At 42.6% G+C, this 18,302-nt stretch carries 15 protein-coding genes; 11 read left to right on the top strand and 4 right to left on the bottom strand.

The genetic code is table 11. The annotated features are described in order from the left end of the window. Positions 1–38 precede the first annotated feature (38 nt). From rlmA to xthA, 3 genes are read right to left on the bottom strand one after another with little or no spacing between them, the layout of a single operon-like run. Positions 39–848 (bottom strand): 23S rRNA (guanine(745)-N(1))-methyltransferase, encoded by an 810-nt coding sequence (gene rlmA, locus AC2CZC_RS15635; protein ID WP_063364001.1) that lies wholly within the window; start codon positions 846–848, stop codon positions 39–41. Further along, positions 845–1,468, bottom strand: a complete 624-nt coding sequence (locus tag AC2CZC_RS15640; protein ID WP_484582503.1) for a hypothetical protein — start codon at positions 1,466–1,468, stop codon at positions 845–847. The genes rlmA and AC2CZC_RS15640 overlap by 4 nt, the downstream gene beginning before the upstream one ends. Before the next feature lie 41 nt (positions 1,469–1,509). After that, on the bottom strand, positions 1,510–2,319 hold the full coding sequence (gene xthA / locus AC2CZC_RS15645) for an exodeoxyribonuclease III (RefSeq protein WP_484582504.1): 810 nt from the start codon (positions 2,317–2,319) through the stop codon (positions 1,510–1,512). Between the two features lie 238 nt (positions 2,320–2,557). Here xthA and AC2CZC_RS15650 point away from each other — a divergent pair, with 238 nt between their 5' ends. The 3 genes from AC2CZC_RS15650 (at position 2,558) to yccX (ending at position 6,283) form a co-directional block, all read left to right on the top strand. Next, entirely contained in the window at positions 2,558–3,001 is a 444-nt protein-coding gene (locus AC2CZC_RS15650; RefSeq protein ID WP_484582505.1) for an exonuclease III, read from the top strand. A gap of 216 nt (positions 3,002–3,217) precedes the next feature. Beyond that, positions 3,218–5,884, top strand: a complete 2,667-nt coding sequence (locus AC2CZC_RS15655) for a TonB-dependent receptor plug domain-containing protein (RefSeq protein ID WP_484582506.1) — start codon at positions 3,218–3,220, stop codon at positions 5,882–5,884. Between the two features lie 132 nt (positions 5,885–6,016). Continuing rightward, positions 6,017–6,283: an acylphosphatase gene (yccX, locus tag AC2CZC_RS15660; protein ID WP_484582507.1), complete on the top strand. Its 267-nt coding sequence runs from the start codon at positions 6,017–6,019 to the stop codon at positions 6,281–6,283. Between the two features lie 141 nt (positions 6,284–6,424). Here the strand turns inward: yccX and AC2CZC_RS15665 are convergent, their stop codons facing one another. Further along, a complete protein-coding gene (locus tag AC2CZC_RS15665; protein ID WP_063363995.1) occupies positions 6,425–7,711 on the bottom strand; it encodes a citrate synthase in 1,287 nt (428 codons plus the stop codon). A 415-nt stretch (positions 7,712–8,126) separates the two neighbouring features. On the opposite strand from AC2CZC_RS15665, the gene sdhC reads away from it, so the two are divergent. From sdhC to sucD, 8 genes are all read left to right on the top strand, one after another. After that, positions 8,127–8,504 carry a succinate dehydrogenase, cytochrome b556 subunit gene (gene sdhC / locus AC2CZC_RS15670; RefSeq protein WP_145925080.1) on the top strand — a complete coding sequence of 126 codons (378 nt, stop codon included), beginning with the start codon at positions 8,127–8,129 and terminating at the stop codon, positions 8,502–8,504. Further along, positions 8,495–8,842: a succinate dehydrogenase, hydrophobic membrane anchor protein gene (gene sdhD / locus AC2CZC_RS15675; protein WP_063363994.1), complete on the top strand. Its 348-nt coding sequence runs from the start codon at positions 8,495–8,497 to the stop codon at positions 8,840–8,842. The genes sdhC and sdhD overlap by 10 nt, the downstream gene beginning before the upstream one ends. Continuing rightward, positions 8,843–10,615, top strand: a complete 1,773-nt coding sequence (gene sdhA / locus AC2CZC_RS15680; RefSeq protein ID WP_484582508.1) for a succinate dehydrogenase flavoprotein subunit — start codon at positions 8,843–8,845, stop codon at positions 10,613–10,615. A 10-nt stretch (positions 10,616–10,625) separates the two neighbouring features. Further along, on the top strand, positions 10,626–11,351 hold the full coding sequence (locus AC2CZC_RS15685) for a succinate dehydrogenase iron-sulfur subunit (protein ID WP_039609797.1): 726 nt from the start codon (positions 10,626–10,628) through the stop codon (positions 11,349–11,351). A gap of 90 nt (positions 11,352–11,441) precedes the next feature. Beyond that, the gene (gene sucA / locus AC2CZC_RS15690) at positions 11,442–14,255 is read left to right on the top strand and encodes a 2-oxoglutarate dehydrogenase E1 component (RefSeq protein WP_484582509.1); all 2,814 of its coding nucleotides are present in this window, start codon (positions 11,442–11,444) and stop codon (positions 14,253–14,255) included. Between the two features lie 10 nt (positions 14,256–14,265). Then, positions 14,266–15,771, top strand: a complete 1,506-nt coding sequence (odhB, locus tag AC2CZC_RS15695; protein WP_484582510.1) for a 2-oxoglutarate dehydrogenase complex dihydrolipoyllysine-residue succinyltransferase — start codon at positions 14,266–14,268, stop codon at positions 15,769–15,771. A 185-nt stretch (positions 15,772–15,956) separates the two neighbouring features. Beyond that, positions 15,957–17,123, top strand: a complete 1,167-nt coding sequence (sucC, locus tag AC2CZC_RS15700) for an ADP-forming succinate--CoA ligase subunit beta (RefSeq protein ID WP_023399327.1) — start codon at positions 15,957–15,959, stop codon at positions 17,121–17,123. After that, a complete protein-coding gene (gene sucD / locus AC2CZC_RS15705) occupies positions 17,123–17,995 on the top strand; it encodes a succinate--CoA ligase subunit alpha (protein ID WP_063363991.1) in 873 nt (290 codons plus the stop codon). Before sucC ends, sucD begins: the two co-directional genes overlap by 1 nt. Positions 17,996–18,302: the final 307 nt, after the last annotated feature.

Consider the following 18,302-nt stretch of genomic DNA (forward strand, 5'->3'; position numbering starts at 1 on the left):
TAAGCCCGTTGCGATTTGCATACGGGCCTAATTGTTAATCACTTTACTAATTTTTTGTACTGAGTGATTAAAAACGAAAAGGTAATATCATGAACGTCTTTGCGAGAGAGCTCTTCGTAATGAGAAGCTTTAAATTTCCATGCAAAAGGCGTCATTTGAATTAAGTGCTTAACAATATCAGTCGCGACTGCCTGATTATCTTCAACCAGTGTTTGTTCAATCACTTCAAAGTCTTGTGGACATTCCGGCGCTTCATGTAAGTGCACGTTATCATAAATTTTTTGTTTTAGTTCAAACAAATGCTTAGGGCCAGGCCCAACAACGATGAGTGTGCCATCGTCTTGTAACAAACGAGCAGACTCTTGTGCAAATACTGGTGCGAATATACTTAATACCACATCCGCCTGTTTGCCCTTAAATGGCGCGTCTTTACTTGAAGCGACACTAAAGTGTGGTTTTTCATAACGCTTTGCAGCATATTTTACAGCAGGTTTACTGATATCTAATCCATACACTTGGGTCGAATCTGGCACTTTAGCCGCGATTGCGTGAGTGTAGAAACCTTCTCCACAGCCAAGGTCTATCACGATATTAGGGTTTTTACTTGTGATGAGCTCTGCCAGGGATTGCTGCAAAAAGCGGTAGTGGCTCGTAGCAAAAAATGCACGTCTGGCCTGCACCATATCAAGATTATCGCCTGGTTGCTTAGAGCGTTTAAACTGTACAGGCAATAGATTGATATAGCCTTCTTTTGCAAAGTCGAATTGATGACGGTTAATGCAGCCCAGTGTATTGTTTGTCTGTGTTAATGCCTCTGAGCAAATAGGGCAGCGGTAATCTAATGTCATCTATCTAAATATTCCTGATCATAAAAAGTCCTAACCCAATTAGGACGATAAGTGATCATTAATGTGATGGCCATGCCATTTAACATGGCTTCAGGGAACCACATGATCACTGAGTAAAACATATAGTTGTATTGCAGCGTTTGCCAGTCGTATAGACCTAAGGTCCAATAGTAAACACTGGTAATTAGTATTTTACAGGCAGCAACAAGGCCTGCGCAAATAAATGCACATACAAAAATATATATAAAAAAATGTTTTGGCACGTATTGGTAGCAAATAACAAAAAGACCATAACTGATATAGACAGGAATAATCCCTGTTAGTAACCAAAACGAGAAAAAATCAACTGGTGTTGTAGCAAAAGCTAAGTGGAGTAGGGAAGCCAGTAGCGTGCTGATTAAAGACAGTCGCCAGCCAAGCACCAAAGTAACCGTTGTTATGGCCAATATATGGATATCCAAATGGGGGAGGATCCCCGCCTGTATTTTCCATAAAATAGCCATAACAAGCGCACAACATAATACACCTGTTTGTCTTTGCGGTGTTTTGAGTAGTGTTAATAGTTGTGTTTTATCAAAACTGACTACAAATGCGAACAAAGAAAACAGTATAGTTGCCATAAAATGTTACCTATCATTATTAGGGCAAACTATCTCTGTGCTTAAATATCGAAAGTAGCCCAAATCGGCGCATGATCTGAAGGCTTTTCAATACCTCTAAGCTCATAATCAATATCACTTTCTGTACAGGTTGCCATTAAGCTCTCTGTTGCAAGCACGACATCAATTCGCAGCCCTCTGTTATCGTTAAAGCCTTTAGAGCGATAATCAAACCAAGAATATTTATCTTGTGCATCAGGCGTAAGCTCTCTAAAGGTGTCTTTTAATCCCCAATCCATCAGCGTTTTTAGCCACTCACGTTCTTCTGGCTGGAATGAGCATTTACCGGTTTTTAGCCAGCGTTTCATATTTGGTTCGCCAATACCGATATCACTGTCTGTAGGTGAGATATTAATATCACCCATAACGACAAGATTAGTCTCTGGAGATTCATTGTTATTGAGGTGAGTCATTAAATCTTTATAAAATTGACGTTTATATGGGAATTTAGTCTCATGGCTGATGTTATCACCTTGTGGAAAGTAGCCATTCATTACTGTGACTTCTTTTCCATTGTCGCTCTCGAATACACCCGTGATCATACGTTTCTGCGCTTCTTCAGTATCTGTCGCAAACCCTTTCATAATAGATTTGGCTGGTTTCTTTGATAGCAAAGCGACGCCATAGTGGGCTTTTTGTCCATGAAAATAAACGTTGTAACCCATGGCTTCTACATCGTCGATAGGGAATGCTTCATCATGGACTTTTATTTCTTGAAGCCCAATTATATCTGGCTGATGTTTGTCGATAAGTGCTTGCAGTTGGTGAAGTCTTGCTCTAAGACCATTGATATTGAAAGAGATAATTTTCATATTAGAAAGTCATTTTTAAATAAAAAGGAGTGTAACACTTTTGCTCGTGGGATAGTTGAAAAGTTTACTGATACTCATGACTTGTTTGTTAACTTTTTAGAGCAGTTTGCATAGTTAAAGCGATGTGTTTATGAATATGTTAATTGATCATTAAATGTTCAAAAAAGTTTATTTTTATCATTTACAGCGCAATTTTTGGTTATATAATGCGCAGTAATTCGTTCATCCGAGGTAAATTATGTTTAAATCTTTCACTGTTGCTGCACTTATTTCTCTTATATCTACGACTGCTTTTGCATCTCAAGCACAAAGCTTTAAAGCAAGTAATGCATCTGCAATCTCAAAAGTATGTGAGGTTGCTGCAAATCAAGGCCTAAGTGCTGCACGCAAAGAAGGCGCTCAGCAAGGCATATTCATCTCGCGATTTTCAGAAACAGTAAAGTGCAATGGTGAAGATATTCGTACATTCGCAAAAACGCAAAGTGATGTTCAAGTTGCTAATCAACCTAGCAAGTCTAAGCTAGTTGCTAAAAATACGTCAGTTGCAACTGAGCTTTGTATGAAAGCTGCGAAAGAAGGTTTAGATAGTCTTAAAACTTATCGCGGTCAAGCGAGAAGCTTAAAATGCAATAACTTACCAGTTAAGCAGTTTGTTCAGCAAATTCATAGAGCTGCACTGTAAACTATATCCAATCAATTTTTCTATTAAGCCTGACACATCGTGTTGGGCTTTTTTATTTTCAATTATTTTACCTTTCATAATTTAAATCATTTCTCTTTTATTTCCCGTTGGTAACACCTGTAAGTTATACCCTCTCAATTGTGTTTTTATTGTTTTTTCTATGTGTTATAAAGGTTAATTAGATGTTTTATTTAATAACACTACGGAGAAGAAAAAATGAAAAAGGGGATTACGCTAATTGCATCTGCAGTAAGTATTGCGTTACTAGGAGGGGCAAGTCCAAGTTACGCGAATGAAAGTGAAGTGGAGCGTATTGAAGTAACAGGATCGCATATAAAGCGTTCAGACCTCGAAGGGCCATCGCCAATTCAAACAATCTCAGCAGGGGATTTAGCTGCGACTGGTTCAACCGACCTCATCGGTGCTTTACAAAAACTACCCGTTGCTGGTGCTGGTACGTTCAGTACACAAGGTAACTCAAGTGATGATACAGCTAACGGCGGCTCAAGCGTTGCGTTAAGAGGGTTAGGGGCATCATCAACACTGGTATTGATTAATGGTCGCCGTGTTGCTGTTAGTCCTTTTGCAAAAGATATTGAAACATCCTTTGTAGATTTAAATACAATTCCAGTGTCATCGGTGAAAAGAATTGATGTGTTAAAGGATGGCGCATCAGCGACTTATGGTTCTGATGCGGTTGCTGGCGTTATTAACATTGTATTACGTGATGATATCGATGGTTTTGAAGTAGCGGGTAAGATTTCTGACACTGCTGATGGTGGAGCAGAAGAAGAAAACTTCACGCTATTGTGGGGTAGCTCAACAGACAAAGGGCATCATAACTTCTCATTGGATTACTTCAAACGTGGTGATGTGTTTTATGCTGATAGAGATTATGCGTCTACGGCAGATCAAAGATTCAGAGGGGGGAATAACGCTCTGAGCTCATCAGGTATTCCAGGCAGTATTGAAGTGGTTAGAGATAGAGTAACTGACGCTCAATGGGAAGGGCTAGATGTTGCACGTGTTGAAGATGATGGCACTATTGTAAGAAAAACTCTGTATGCTGATGTATATGGAAATGATACGTGCCCAACGGATTTGATTATTGGAGATATTTGTCGTTACGACTATGCTCCGCATATGACATTAATCCCATCTACAGAGCGTATTAGCTTCAATTATAATGGTGTACAAGAGATAACAGACGGTATTGAAGGCTTCGCTGAGTTCTCCGCACAGCATACATCTACTTTCATTCAAGGTGCAGCGAGCCCCAGTTTTACAGAATTATTCATGGATGGTGACAACCCGAATCACCCACTTGCGGACCAACCCGATCACTTTCTTCACGGTGTAAATATCTCAATGCGACGACGTACGGTTGATATTGGCAACCGTAAAAAAGACGTAGACTCAGAATATTATCGTGCTGTGATGGGGATGCGTGGCGAGTTTAAAGAGTGGGACTGGGAATTTGCATATTCTTCAATTCGCTCAAGTGCGGTTGAAAAAGGCTTTGATGGTTTTCCCAATAAGTTAAGAGCACAAGCAGCTATTGACAGTGGCGAATGGAACCCGTTTGAACCTAGCCAGAACTCACAAGCTGCGTTAGATAAAATCGAAACAACAACGACTCGTTATGGCGCGTCAACGATGCAATCTTTTGATGCGACGATTTCAGGTGAGCTATTTGAATTTGGTGACGGTTATGTCGCAGCTGCGTTTGGTTTAGAACATCGCTATGAAAAAATTGAAGATAATCCGGACAGCCAATATTTAAACGGTGAAATATTTGGTACTGAAGCGACACAAGCAAATGGTGACAGAGACAATACAGCGATATTCGCAGAATTTAATGTGCCAGCGACTGAAAACCTAGAGTTACAATTAGCCTTAAGGCACGAGGATTATAGTGACTTTGGTAACACGACAGATCCAAAAGTGGCATTTCGCTGGACACCACTTGAAGAAATTGTCGTGCGTGGCTCATGGGGCACAGCGTTTAGAGCACCATCTTTGGTACAGTTACATCTGGGTAAAACAGAAGAATCTCCGAGTGTTATAGACCGCGACCGCTGTAAAATTACCAAAGATCCATTAGACTGTGAGCCTTTTGAATATACAGCCGATGTTGCGGGTAATAAGGCCTTACAGCCAGAAGAGTCAACAAACTATAATTTAGGTGTTATTTGGCAGGCATCTGATGAATTTAGTATCGGTCTGGACTACTGGAACTATGACCAAGATAACTTGATTAAAAAAATTGGTGCTCAAGACATTGTAGATTGCTGCGGCGACGACTCAAGTCTAGTTATTAGAGATCCAAGTACAGGAGGCACGCCTGGTCGTATTCGTCGTATTAAAGATACATTCGTCAATATTGGTGGCAGAAAAACAGATGGTATCGATATTGACTTAGAATATAGATTACCAACTCAAGATATGGGTGAGTTTAAGTTTGGTTATAACGTTACTTATGTAATGAGTTATGATGAAGAGCTGATCCAAAACGATGCGAATGGCAATCCGATTACTGTTATAGAAGACGAAAATGGCGAGTACCAGCATCCAGATATGCGTTGGAATGCACGTGTAGACTGGGCGCTAGATGATTGGGTAGCTAATTTTAGTGTGAATTATATTGATTCATATAATGATTTAGCTGATAGTGATGGTAATAAATTTAAAATTGATTCTTGGACAACGATAGACACCAGTGTCACATATATTGGCTATGAAAAATTAACTATGACTGTGGGGGCATCTAACTTAACCAATGAAGAAGCGCCATTTGCACCGTCTGAAACAATGGGTGTAGATAACAAAACCCATAGTATTCTTGGCAGACAGGCTTATCTGAAGTTTGCTTACAAGTTTTAAAACTTAAATTTTTAAAATGTCATGCCCAACTGTAAATTGTTGGGCTTTTTTTCGCTGAATTTTACAGCGCTTATCTTTGAATAGTGCCTCATTACTTCTACTCTTTAACTTATTAGCCGAAGGATTTTCGCGATGTATAGCGTTAAATTTATCGTTACTGGCACTGTTCAAGGTGTTGGGTTTAGGTATCACACCAAAATAACAGCCCATACTTTAGGATTGGTAGGCTTTGCTAAAAATTTACCAGATAGAAGTGTTGAAGTTGTTGCTGCTGGAAACCCTGACAAAATAGCGGAATTAGAGCTGTGGTTGCAAAAAGGCCCTGTAATGGCGAAAGTAAGTTCTGTTACTCGAGAAAAAGTAGATTATTTAGTGGGCGATGACTTCGAAATTTATTAAAAGGTACACTTTTTTCAAAAAAATATTTTGGTGATTTATTTGTAAACTTAGGTGTACGCTTGTTGGGTTTGGCCGAAATGTAGTCTATTAATGCATAAAAAAAGAGGCTAATTAGCCTCTTTTTTCAAATAAAGCGAGTGATTAACGCTCACCTTGGTCTTTATAATCGCGTGCTGTATAGCCAGTATATAGCTGACGAGGACGACCGATCTTATGACCAGCTTGAGAAAGCATTTCGTTCCAGTGTGAGATCCAGCCAACTGTACGTGACATAGCGAAAATCACAGTGAACATGCTTGTTGGAATACCGATTGCTTTAAGGATAATGCCTGAGTAGAAATCTACATTCGGGTAAAGCTTCTTCTCGATGAAGTATGGGTCTTCTAGTGCAATTTGCTCTAGTTTCATTGCAACATCAAGTAGTGGGTCTTGAATATTCAATTCTTTAAGTACTTCGTGACACGTTTGACGCATTACTGTCGCGCGCGGGTCAAAGTTCTTGTAAACACGGTGTCCGAAGCCCATAAGACGGAACGGGTCGTTCTTATCTTTTGCTTTTGCTACATACTCGTCGATACGGTCTACAGAACCGATTTCTTCAAGCATAGTTAGACACGCTTCGTTTGCACCACCGTGTGCAGGACCCCATAGTGACGCGATACCAGCAGCGATACAAGCGTATGGGTTTGCACCTGAAGAACCCGCTAAACGTACTGTTGACGTTGACGCATTTTGCTCGTGGTCAGCGTGAAGCATGAAGATACGGTCCATAGCTTTCGCAAGAACCGGGCTTACTTTGTATTCTTCAGCTGGAACAGAGAACATCATATGTAGGAAGTTTTCTGCGTAGCTTAAATCGTTACGAGGGTAAACGAAAGGTTGACCAACGTTGTACTTGTATGCCATCGCTGCAATAGTTGGCAGCTTAGCAACTAGCTTAGTCGCACAACGCATACGTTGTTCTGAGTCTGAAATATCTAAATCATCGTGGTAGAAAGATGATAGTGCGCCTACTACACCACACAGCATAGCCATCGGGTGTGAGTCAACACGGAAACCTTGGAAGAAAGCTGCAATCTTCTCGTGCATCATAGTGTTACGAGTGATCTCGTCAGAGAAAACTGCTAGCTGATCAGCGTTTGGTAGCTCACCATTTAATAGTAAGTAGCATAGCTCAATGTAGTTTGAATGCTCTGCAAGCTGTTCAATCGGGTAGCCGCGGTGAAGAAGTACACCTTTTGCACCATCAATGTAAGTAATAGATGATTCACAAGAGCCAGTCGACATGAAACCAGGGTCATATGTGAAGAAGCCGTGAGCACCTAAAGTACGAACGTCGATAACGTCTTGGCCTGCTGTGCCAGAGTGGATCGGTAGTTCGATTGGATCGTGCCCATCGATATGGACTGTGGCTTTCTTATCTGCCATCTAACTTATCTCCTATGGAATAACAACATTCTGATTGTTATGTTGTGATACTAATGTTAAGCAAATTCAGATCATTGTAACTTATAAATGGGGTGAAAAGTCAATTTTTCTAAGAATTATGCAAAAATGTATAATAAGTATTCTGGTCAGATTAAATATTATACCATTGGCTAATTCGCAAGCGTACGAAACTAAACAAGAATTGTAAAAACACGCACAGCCTTATATACTGTCAACGGTTTTATACCGTGTCGTCTGTGGGTAAACCTATTTTTACATCGAAGTTTTACAGGCAAGTGATCTTTTAAGTGTTTAAACAGGTTTATCTAGAGTGTGCCATTTGTGCATGTCGTGCAAGTGGGTTGATAAAAACAAGTAGATGAAGCTCTTATCGAGCAAAGATGGGCAAGTAACTGTGAAAAAGCAAAGACCTGTAAATCTAGATCTTACGACTATATCTATGCCAGCAACGGCAAAGGCGTCGATCTTACATCGTGTCACTGGTGTCGCGTTGTTCTTCGCGCTGACATTTGTCATTTGGGCGTGGTCTGAATCTCTCTCTTCTCCTGAAGGATTTGAATTTGTTAAGGAGCTTATGACTGGCTTCGTAGCAAAATTCATTGCGTGGGGCACCTTGGCTGTATTGTCTTACCACATCATTGGCGGTATCCGTCATATGATCCAAGACATGGGCCACTGGGAAGAGTTAGAGTCGGGCAATGCAAGTGCTAAAATTGCAATCGCCATTTGGGTAATCGTTGCGATTCTTGGTGGAGTGTGGATATGGTCTTAAATCAAGCAACTCTGAAACGTGATGGTGTACAAGATTATGTATCACTTCGCGCAACAGCATTAATCATTGCAGCTTACGCTGTATTTATCGTGGGCTACTTAGCGTTAACTCCTGAATTAACGTATGAAGCGTGGTCTGGGTTATTTGATAACCTAGCTATGAAAGCTGCAACTATTATTACACTTGTTTGTATAATGGTTCATACTCGTATTGGCCTTTGGCAAGTTCTTACTGACTACGTCAAGTGTTCAACAATGCGTTCAGTTTTAGGCTTTGTATTAAATCTAATGGCACTTGCATATGTTGCTGTTGGTTTGTTTGTTCTGTGGGGTGTTTAAGTGAAATATAATGTCCGTGAATTTGATGCTGTAGTTGTCGGAGCCGGCGGTGCGGGTATGCGTGCTGCACTTGCTATTTCTGAGTCAGGCAAGACATGTGCTCTTATCTCTAAAGTATTCCCAACTCGTTCTCACACAGTATCTGCGCAAGGTGGTATTACGGTAGCACTTGGCAACTCTCATGAAGATAACTGGGAATGGCACATGTACGATACCGTTAAGGGTTCTGATTATATCGGTGACCAAGACGCTATCGAATATATGACTAAAACGGGTCCTGAGGCGATCACTGAACTAGAAAATATGGGCCTACCATTTTCTCGTTTCGAAAATGGTCGCGTTTATCAGCGTCCTTTCGGTGGTCAGTCTAAGCACTTTGGCGGCGAGCAGGCTGCTCGTACTGCAGCAGCAGCTGACCGTACTGGTCACGCACTTCTTCATTGTCTATACCAACAAAACGTTAAAAACAAAACTAACGTTTTCTCTGAGTGGTATGCGCTTGACTTAGTTAAAAATGATAAAGGCGACGTGGTTGGTGTTACTGCAATTGAAATTGAGACTGGTGAAGTTGTTTATTTCAAGTCTAAAGCGGTAGTACTTGCAACTGGTGGTGCTGGTCGTATTTATGCATCAACTACGAATGCACACATCAACACTGGTGACGGTGTTGGTATGGCAGTGCGCGCTGGTATCGGCATGCAAGACATGGAGATGTGGCAGTTCCACCCGACAGGTATTGCAGGTGCTGGTACACTCGTAACTGAAGGTTGTCGTGGTGAAGGTGGTTACCTTCTGAATAAAGACGGCGAGCGTTTCATGGAACGTTATGCGCCTAACGCGAAAGACCTTGCCGGTCGTGACGTTGTTGCACGTGCAATGATGACAGAGATCCGTGAAGGTCGTGGTTGCGAAGGTCCTTGGGGTATTCACATTAAGCTGAAACTTGACCACTTAGGTGAAGAAATGCTTAATCTTCGTCTACCTGGTGTTTGTGACTTATCGAAAACATTTGCTCACGTTGATCCTGCTGAAGAGCCAATTCCAGTAATTCCTACATGTCACTACATGATGGGTGGTGTGCCTACAAATGTTAACGGTCAAGTACTAGATGTAGATGGCAATGGTAACGAACGTATCGTTGAAGGTCTATTCGCTGTAGGTGAGATTGCATGTGTATCTGTACACGGTGCAAACCGTCTAGGCGGAAACTCACTACTAGACTTAGTTGTATTCGGTCGTGCGGCTGGTAACTTCCTAGGCTCTTATCTGAAAGACTTTGAGTCAACTGGCGAAGCGTCTAAAGACGATGTTGATGCAGCATTTGCTCGTTACAATCGTTGGGAAACGTCTGAAGTTGGCAAAGGTGAAGACCCAGTTCAAATCAAGAAAGACCTACAAGAGTGTATGCAGCTTAACTTCTCGGTATTCCGTGAAGGTGATGCAATGGCTGATGGCCTTAAGCAGCTTAAAGAAATTCGTGAACGTCTTCAGTATGCACGTCTTGATGACAAGTCAACTGAATTCAACACGCAACGTATTGAGTGTCTTGAACTAGATAACTTGATGGAAACAGCATACTCAACAGCAGTTGCTGCTAACTTCCGTACGGAAAGCCGTGGTGCGCACTCAAGATTTGACTTCCCTGAGCGAGATGATGAGAACTGGTTATGCCACTCAATGTATCATCCACAAAGTGAGTCAATGACAAAGCGTGATGTTAACTTTGCGCCGACTACGCGTGAAGCATTCCCACCTAAAGCTCGTACGTACTAGGAGTTAGACGATGGCAACAGCAACTTTAGAATTATCTGTTTATCGTTACAACCCAGATGTTGATACTGCACCTCGTATGCAGGAATACAAACTTGAGGTTGAAGAAGGTCGTGACATGATGGTGCTTGACGCACTACTTATGTTAAAAGAGCAGGACTCGACACTTTCTTTCCGTCGTTCATGTCGTGAAGGTGTTTGTGGTTCTGATGGTCTAAACATGAATGGTAAAAATGGCCTTGCATGTATTACTCCATTGTCTGCTCTACAAAAAAATGGCAAAGGTAAAATTATCGTACGTCCACTTCCTGGCTTGCCAGTAATTCGTGACTTGGTAATTGACATGAGTCAGTTCTACACTCAATACGAGAAAGTAAAACCTTACTTGATCAATGATAAGCCTACTGGCGGTGAAGAGCGTCTTCAATCTGTTGAAGATCGTGAAAAGCTAGATGGTCTTTACGAGTGTATTTTATGTGCATGTTGTTCAACTTCATGCCCATCATTCTGGTGGAACCCAGATAAATTTATCGGTCCTGCTGGTCTTCTTCATGCGTACCGTTTCTTGGCGGATAGCCGAGATACAGCAACTGAAGAGCGTTTAGCTGGTCTTGATGACGCGTTCAGCGTATTCCGTTGTCACAGTATCATGAACTGTGTTAGCGTTTGTCCAAAAGGTTTGAATCCAACCAAAGCGATTGGACACATTAAATCTATGCTATTAAACCGTTCGGTTTAGAGCATATTATTATCTTAAGATGGCATGCTGAGCATGCCATCTTGTTTTCGTTTAAGTTTAAGTTTCTGCGCTAGAGAAAAGGGCTAATAAATGCACGAAGGTGTGATGAAAGCATGGCTGGAATCTTCTCACTTATACGGCGGCAACGTTGCATATGTAGAAGATCTATATGAGGCGTATCTTGACGATGCGGCTTCAGTGCCAGAAGAATGGCGAGAAGTGTTTGATCAACTGCCTAAAGTAGAAGGTGTTGATGTTGATATTAAACATTCCGATGTAAGAACACAATTTGCTGAGCTTGCTAAGAACAAACACAGAGAAGTAGTAGTTTCTGCAGAAGGTGCGGCAGATGCAAAACAAGTGCGTGTGTTGCAGCTTATTAATGCATTTAGATTTAGGGGCCACCAAAATGCCAACCTAGACCCGTTGGGTTTATGGCAACGTGACCGAGTGAGAGAACTCGAGTTGGCTTACCACGATTTAGATGATGTGGATCACGATAAAGAATTCAATGTTGGCTCTTTTGCCTGTGGCAAAGAGACAATGAAATTAAAAGACTTGTACGCTGCGTTAAAGTCTACCTACTGTGGTTCAGTTGGTGCAGAGTACATGCACATCACATCAACCGAAGAAAAGCGCTGGTTACAACAACGCTTAGAAGCCGGTTTCTCTAAGCCTCAATTTAGCAAAGAAAACAAATTACGCTTATTGCAAGGTTTAATCGCTGCAGATGGTCTTGAAAAATATCTTGGTGCTAAGTTCCCAGGTGCAAAACGTTTCTCACTAGAAGGTGGCGATGCACTTGTACCAATGCTTAAAGAGCTGGTACACAGAGCTGGTGAAAGTGGCCAAGAAGAAGTTGTTATCGGTATGGCGCACCGTGGTCGTCTTAACGTATTAGTTAACGTCCTTGGTAAGAACCCTCAAGAATTATTCGATGAATTCGCTGGTAAATACGGCGAGTCTGCTGGTTCTGGTGATGTTAAGTATCACATGGGTTTCTCTTCTGATTTCGCGACGCAGGGCGGCGATGTTCACATGGCATTGGCGTTTAACCCGTCTCACTTAGAAATCGTTAACCCAGTGGTTATGGGCTCAGTAAGAGCACGTCTTGACCGTTTAGATTGCGCAAGTGGCTCTAAGGCACTACCAATCACTATCCACGGTGATTCAGCTATTGCAGGTCAAGGTGTTGTACAAGAGACATTTAACTTATCAAAGACGCGTGCATACGGTGTTGGCGGTACTGTTCGTATCGTTGTAAACAACCAAGTTGGTTTCACAACGTCTAAACCAGAAGACACGCGTTCTACAGAATACTGTACTGATATCGCTAAGATGGTTCAGGCGCCAATCTTCCACGTTAACTCTGACGATCCGGAAGCGGTAGCATTTGTAACGCAGGTTGCGCTTGATTTCCGTAACAAGTTTAAGCGTGATGTTGTTATTGATTTAGTGTGCTACCGTCGCCACGGTCACAACGAAGCTGATGAGCCAAATGCAACTCAGCCTCTAATGTATCAAAAGATCAAAAAGCACCCTGTACCGCGTCAGTTATACTCTGACAAGCTTGTAGCTGAAGGGGTATTGTCAGCACAAGAAGCAAAACAGCTTGCTGATGACTACCGAAATGGCTTAGACAATGGTGTGTGTGTGGTTTCTGAAATCCAACCAGAAACGAAGCATTCATCTGAGTGGTCTAAGTACGTTGGCCATGACTGGGATACGCCTTACGAGACAGAAGTTTCTGTTGATAAGCTTAAAGAGCTTGGTGAAAAGGTTGCTAGCTACCCAGAAGATCACAAAGCACAGTCTCGTGTTAAGAAAATATACGATGACCGTAAAGCGATGGCAAAGGGTGATAAGCCACTCGATTGGGGTATGGCTGAAACACTTGCATACGCGACTATGGTTGACCAAGGCACTGACATTCGTCTAACTGGTCAGGACTCTGGTCGTGGTACTTTCTTCCACCGCCACGCTGTTGTTCATAATCAAAACGATGCGTCTACTTATTTACCATTGCAAAACATCAGCCCAGAGCAGGGTACTTTTGAGGTTTATGACTCAGTACTTTCTGAAGAAGCTGTTTTAGCATTTGAATACGGTTACGCGACAGCTGAGCCGACTTCACTGGTTCTTTGGGAAGCACAATTTGGTGACTTTGCGAATGGTGCACAGGTTGTATTTGACCAATTCTTAAGTTCGGGTGAGCAAAAGTGGGGCCGTTTGTGTGGCTTGACTCTATTGCTTCCGCACGGTTACGAGGGTCAAGGTCCAGAACACAGTTCTGCACGTATGGAGCGTTACCTTCAGCTTTGTGCTGACCACAACATGCAAGTATGTGTACCAACTACGCCAGCGCAAGTTTATGCAATGTTACGTCGTCAATCAGTACGTCCTTTACGTCGTCCATTGATTGTAATGACACCAAAATCATTGCTACGTCACCCATTAGCAGTTTCTAGCCTTGAAGAACTATCTGATGGTGTTTTCCACAATATGATCGATGAAATCGATGAGATTAAGCCGGAAAACGTAGAGCGCGTTGTATTCTGTAGTGGTAAGGTTTACTACGAACTACTTCAAGAGCGTCGTAAGCTTGAACTAAACAATGTTGCTATTGTACGTGTTGAACAGTTATATCCATTCCCTCACAAAGAGATGGATGAGATCATGGCTCGTTATCAGCATGTGAAAGATTTCGTATGGTGTCAGGAAGAGCCACAGAACCAAGGTGCTTGGTACTGTTCTCAACACCATTTCTGGGAAGCAATCCCTGCAGGTGCAAACCTAACATATGCTGGCCGTAAGGCATCAGCTGCACCGGCATGTGGATATATGTCTACCCACACTAAAGAACAAAACGCGTTGATTGCTGACGCATTAACAATTAAAAAATAAGGAATAAGAGATGACAACCGAAATTAAGGTGCCTGTTCTTCCTGAGTCAGTTGCAGACGCGACCGTTGCGACATGGCATGTAAGCGTTGGTGATACGGTAAGCCGTGACCAAAACCTAGTTGACATCGAAACGGATAAAGTCGTTTTAGAAGTTGTAGCACCTGAAGATGGTGTAATTGTTGCTATTTCTGAAGAAGAAGGCGCGACAGTATTAGGTGAGCAAGTAATTGCACAAATCGGTGCTGCAGGTGCGGCACCAGCTCAATCAAATGAACAACCAGCAGCGCCAGCGGCAGCGGCGCCAGCAGCAGAAGGTAAAGAAGTGGACATTAAAGTACCAGTACTTCCAGAATCAGTAGCAGACGCTACAATCGCAACTTGGCACGTTCAACCAGGTGAGGCTGTAAGCCGTGACCAAAACCTAGTTGACATCGAAACAGATAAAGTTGTTTTAGAAGTTGTTGCACCTGAAGACGGTGTAATGGGTGAGCACTTGCACGCTGAAGGCGACACAGTACTTGGCGAGCAGGTTATTGGTAAGCTTTCTGCAGGTGGTGCACCAGCTGCGGCAGCGCCAGCTGCGGCAGCACAAGCAGATGCTGCATCTTCTGATGAAAACGCTGATGTGCTAACGCCTTCAGTTCGTCGTTTAATTGCAGAAAAAGGCCTAGATGCTTCTCAAATTAAGGGTTCTGGTAAAGGCGGTCGCATCACAAAAGAAGATGTTGACGCGTTCTTGAAAGCACCTGCGGCTAAGCCAGCTGCAGCACCTGCAAAAGCAGCATCTGCACCAGCTCCAGCAGCACCTGTAGGTGACCGTACTCAGAAGCGTGTTCCAATGACACGTCTTCGTAAGACAATTGCTAACCGTCTTCTTGAAGCTAAGAATTCAACAGCAATGCTTACTACGTTCAACGAAGTAAACATGAAGCCAATCATGGACCTTCGTAAGCAGTACAAAGATGTATTTGAAGAGCGTCACGGTATTCGCCTTGGTTTCATGTCTTTCTACGTGAAAGCAGTAACAGAAGCGCTTAAGCGTTTCCCTGAAGTAAATGCATCAATCGACGGTGATGACATCGTTTATCACAACTACTTCGATATCAGCATCGCTGTTTCTACACCTCGTGGTCTAGTAACACCAGTACTTCGTGACTGTGACAAGCTATCTGTTGCTGAAATCGAAAAAGGTATCCGTGAGCTAGCGCTTAAAGGTCGTGATGGTAAGCTAACAGTTGACGATATGACTGGTGGTAACTTCACAATCACAAACGGTGGTGTATTCGGTTCACTACTTTCTACGCCTATCATCAACCTACCTCAGTCTTCAATTCTTGGTATGCACAAAATCCAAGAACGTCCAATGGCTGTAAATGGCAAGGTAGAAATTCTACCTATGATGTACCTAGCGCTTTCTTATGACCACCGTCAAATTGATGGTAAAGAATCAGTTGGTTTCCTAGTAACAATCAAAGAATTACTAGAAGATCCAACACGTCTACTTCTAGACGTTTAAGCAAAAGATTAAATCTTAAGCTGTATGTGTGCAATTAAGCGACATACAGCTTTTTTTTTGCGCCTTTGGTCTAACTGGGGTTTTATTAAAACGCCGTGGGATCTATACTATGTGCGCAATTTGGGATAGCTGATTATTTGCATAAATATTCAGCATTTTTAGTATAAAAAATTGGATAAAGCATCATGAATTTGCATGAGTATCAGGCAAAACAACTTTTTGCCGAATATGGTTTACCTGTGTCTGAGGGTTACGCTTGTGACACTCCTCAGGAAGCAGTTGAAGCTGCTGGTAAAATTGGTGGCGACAAGTGGGTCGTTAAATGTCAAGTACACGCGGGTGGCCGTGGTAAAGCTGGCGGTGTTAAGCTAGCTGATAGCAAAGACGAGATCCGCGCATTTGCTGAAAACTGGTTAGGTAAAAACCTAGTAACTTACCAGACTGACGAAAAAGGTCAGCCTGTTGCTAAGATCCTAGTTGAAAGCTGCACTGATATTGCAAATGAGCTATACCTTGGTGCTGTTGTTGACCGTGCTTCACGTAAAATCGTGTTCATGGCTTCAACTGAAGGTGGTGTTGAAATCGAGCAAGTTGCTGAAGAAACTCCAGAACTAATTCACAAAGCTGAAATCGATCCACTAGTAGGCCCTCAGGCATACCAAGGTCGTGAGCTAGGCTTCAAGCTTGGTCTTAACCCTGCACAGATCAAACAGTTCACTAAGATCTTCCTAGGTCTTGCGAACATGTTCATCGATCACGATTTCGCACTTTTAGAGATCAACCCTCTAGTAATCACTGACGAAAACAACCTACATTGCCTAGACGGCAAGATTGGTGTTGATGGCAACGCGCTATTCCGTCAGCCTAAGATCCGTGAATTCCACGATCCTTCACAAGAAGATGCTCGTGAAGCTCACGCTGCAAGCTTCGAGTTAAACTACGTTGCTCTAGACGGTAACGTTGGTTGTATGGTTAACGGTGCAGGCCTAGCAATGGGTACAATGGACATCGTAAACCTACACGGTGGTAAGCCAGCTAACTTCCTAGACGTTGGTGGCGGCGCGACTAAAGAGCGTGTATCTGAAGCATTCAAGATCATCCTTTCAGATGACAACGTGAAAGCAGTACTAGTTAACATCTTCGGTGGTATCGTTCGTTGTGACATGATCGCTGAAGGTATTATTGGTGCAGTTAAAGAAGTTGGTGTAAGCGTACCTGTAGTTGTACGTCTTGAAGGTACTAACGCTGAAGCTGGCCGTGAAGTACTAGCTAACTCTGGTCTTGACATCATCGCTGCTGAATCACTAACTGATGCTGCAGAGAAAGTAGTTGCTGCTGCGGAGGGCAAATAATGTCTGTACTAATTAATAAAGATACTAAAGTAATCTGTCAGGGTTTCACTGGTGGTCAGGGTACTTTCCACTCAGAGCAAGCTATCCAGTACGGTACGCAAATGGTTGGCGGTGTTTCACCTGGTAAAGGTGGTCAAACTCACCTTGGTCTTCCAGTGTTCAACACTGTACGTGAAGCTGTAGAAGCAACTGGCGCAACTGCGACAGTAATCTACGTACCAGCTGCATTCTGTAAAGACGCTATTTTAGAAGCTATCGACGGTGGCATCGAGCTAATCGTTTGTATCACTGAAGGCATCCCTACATTAGATATGGTTGATGTTAAAGTTAAGCTAGAAGAAACTGGCGTTCGCATGATCGGTCCTAACTGCCCAGGTGTTATCACTCCGGGTGAGTGTAAGATTGGTATCATGCCTGGTCACATCCACCAGCCTGGTAAAGTAGGTATCGTATCTCGTTCAGGTACTCTTACTTACGAAGCTGTTAAGCAAACTACTGACGCTGGCTTCGGTCAATCAACTTGTGTTGGTATCGGTGGTGACCCAATCCCAGGTACTAACTTCATCGACGTACTAGAAATGTTCCAGAACGATCCTAAGACTGAAGCAATCGTAATGATTGGTGAGATCGGTGGTACAGCAGAAGAAGAAGCTGCAGAGTACATCAAGCACAACGTGACTAAGCCAGTTGTTTCTTACATCGCTGGTGTTACTGCTCCTCCGGGCAAGCGTATGGGTCACGCTGGTGCAATCATCTCAGGCGGTAAAGGTACTGCTGATGAGAAGTTCGCAGCTCTAGAAGAAGCAGGCGTTAAGACTGTTCGCTCTCTAGCTGAGATCGGTTCTGCACTTAAAGAAAAAGCTGGTTGGTAATCATTTACCATTCAGGTAAACAGGCTCCTTAGGGAGCCTTTTTTGTTCTAACTGTACCGTCCTAATTAAGGTTGACACTTTTCAAACTTTGTTTGAGAGTGTGAAACAATCGATAGTCAGCCTACTTAACGCAATCATATCCAAAGTAATTAGTCTTCATCCTTCGATTATCTTGAGCTGTTCATGTTCAACAACGCGATATAACCCATAAACAAGTGCATTATGGTAATCATAGTCGCTCAATCGTTTTCGTTAGGTTCGAAAGTATGGGTGCCTAAATTGCCTTCAAGTTACATTAAAGTGACAA

Source organism: Pseudoalteromonas sp. MMG033, assembly GCF_057197785.1.

What these genes read in the sequence shown, in the direction of transcription:
- rlmA (WP_063364001.1), bottom strand. Translation starts at nt 848, where the DNA reads ATGACATTAGATTACCGCTGCCCTATTTGCTCAGAGGCATTAACACAG.
- AC2CZC_RS15640 (WP_484582503.1), bottom strand. Translation starts at nt 1,468, where the DNA reads ATGGCAACTATACTGTTTTCTTTGTTCGCATTTGTAGTCAGTTTTGAT.
- xthA (WP_484582504.1), bottom strand. Translation starts at nt 2,319, where the DNA reads ATGAAAATTATCTCTTTCAATATCAATGGTCTTAGAGCAAGACTTCAC.
- AC2CZC_RS15650 (WP_484582505.1), top strand. Translation starts at nt 2,558, where the DNA reads ATGTTTAAATCTTTCACTGTTGCTGCACTTATTTCTCTTATATCTACG.
- AC2CZC_RS15655 (WP_484582506.1), top strand. Translation starts at nt 3,218, where the DNA reads ATGAAAAAGGGGATTACGCTAATTGCATCTGCAGTAAGTATTGCGTTA.
- yccX (WP_484582507.1), top strand. Translation starts at nt 6,017, where the DNA reads ATGTATAGCGTTAAATTTATCGTTACTGGCACTGTTCAAGGTGTTGGG.
- AC2CZC_RS15665 (WP_063363995.1), bottom strand. Translation starts at nt 7,711, where the DNA reads ATGGCAGATAAGAAAGCCACAGTCCATATCGATGGGCACGATCCAATC.
- sdhD (WP_063363994.1), top strand. Translation starts at nt 8,495, where the DNA reads ATGGTCTTAAATCAAGCAACTCTGAAACGTGATGGTGTACAAGATTAT.
- AC2CZC_RS15685 (WP_039609797.1), top strand. Translation starts at nt 10,626, where the DNA reads ATGGCAACAGCAACTTTAGAATTATCTGTTTATCGTTACAACCCAGAT.
- sucA (WP_484582509.1), top strand. Translation starts at nt 11,442, where the DNA reads ATGCACGAAGGTGTGATGAAAGCATGGCTGGAATCTTCTCACTTATAC.
- odhB (WP_484582510.1), top strand. Translation starts at nt 14,266, where the DNA reads ATGACAACCGAAATTAAGGTGCCTGTTCTTCCTGAGTCAGTTGCAGAC.
- sucC (WP_023399327.1), top strand. Translation starts at nt 15,957, where the DNA reads ATGAATTTGCATGAGTATCAGGCAAAACAACTTTTTGCCGAATATGGT.
- sucD (WP_063363991.1), top strand. Translation starts at nt 17,123, where the DNA reads ATGTCTGTACTAATTAATAAAGATACTAAAGTAATCTGTCAGGGTTTC.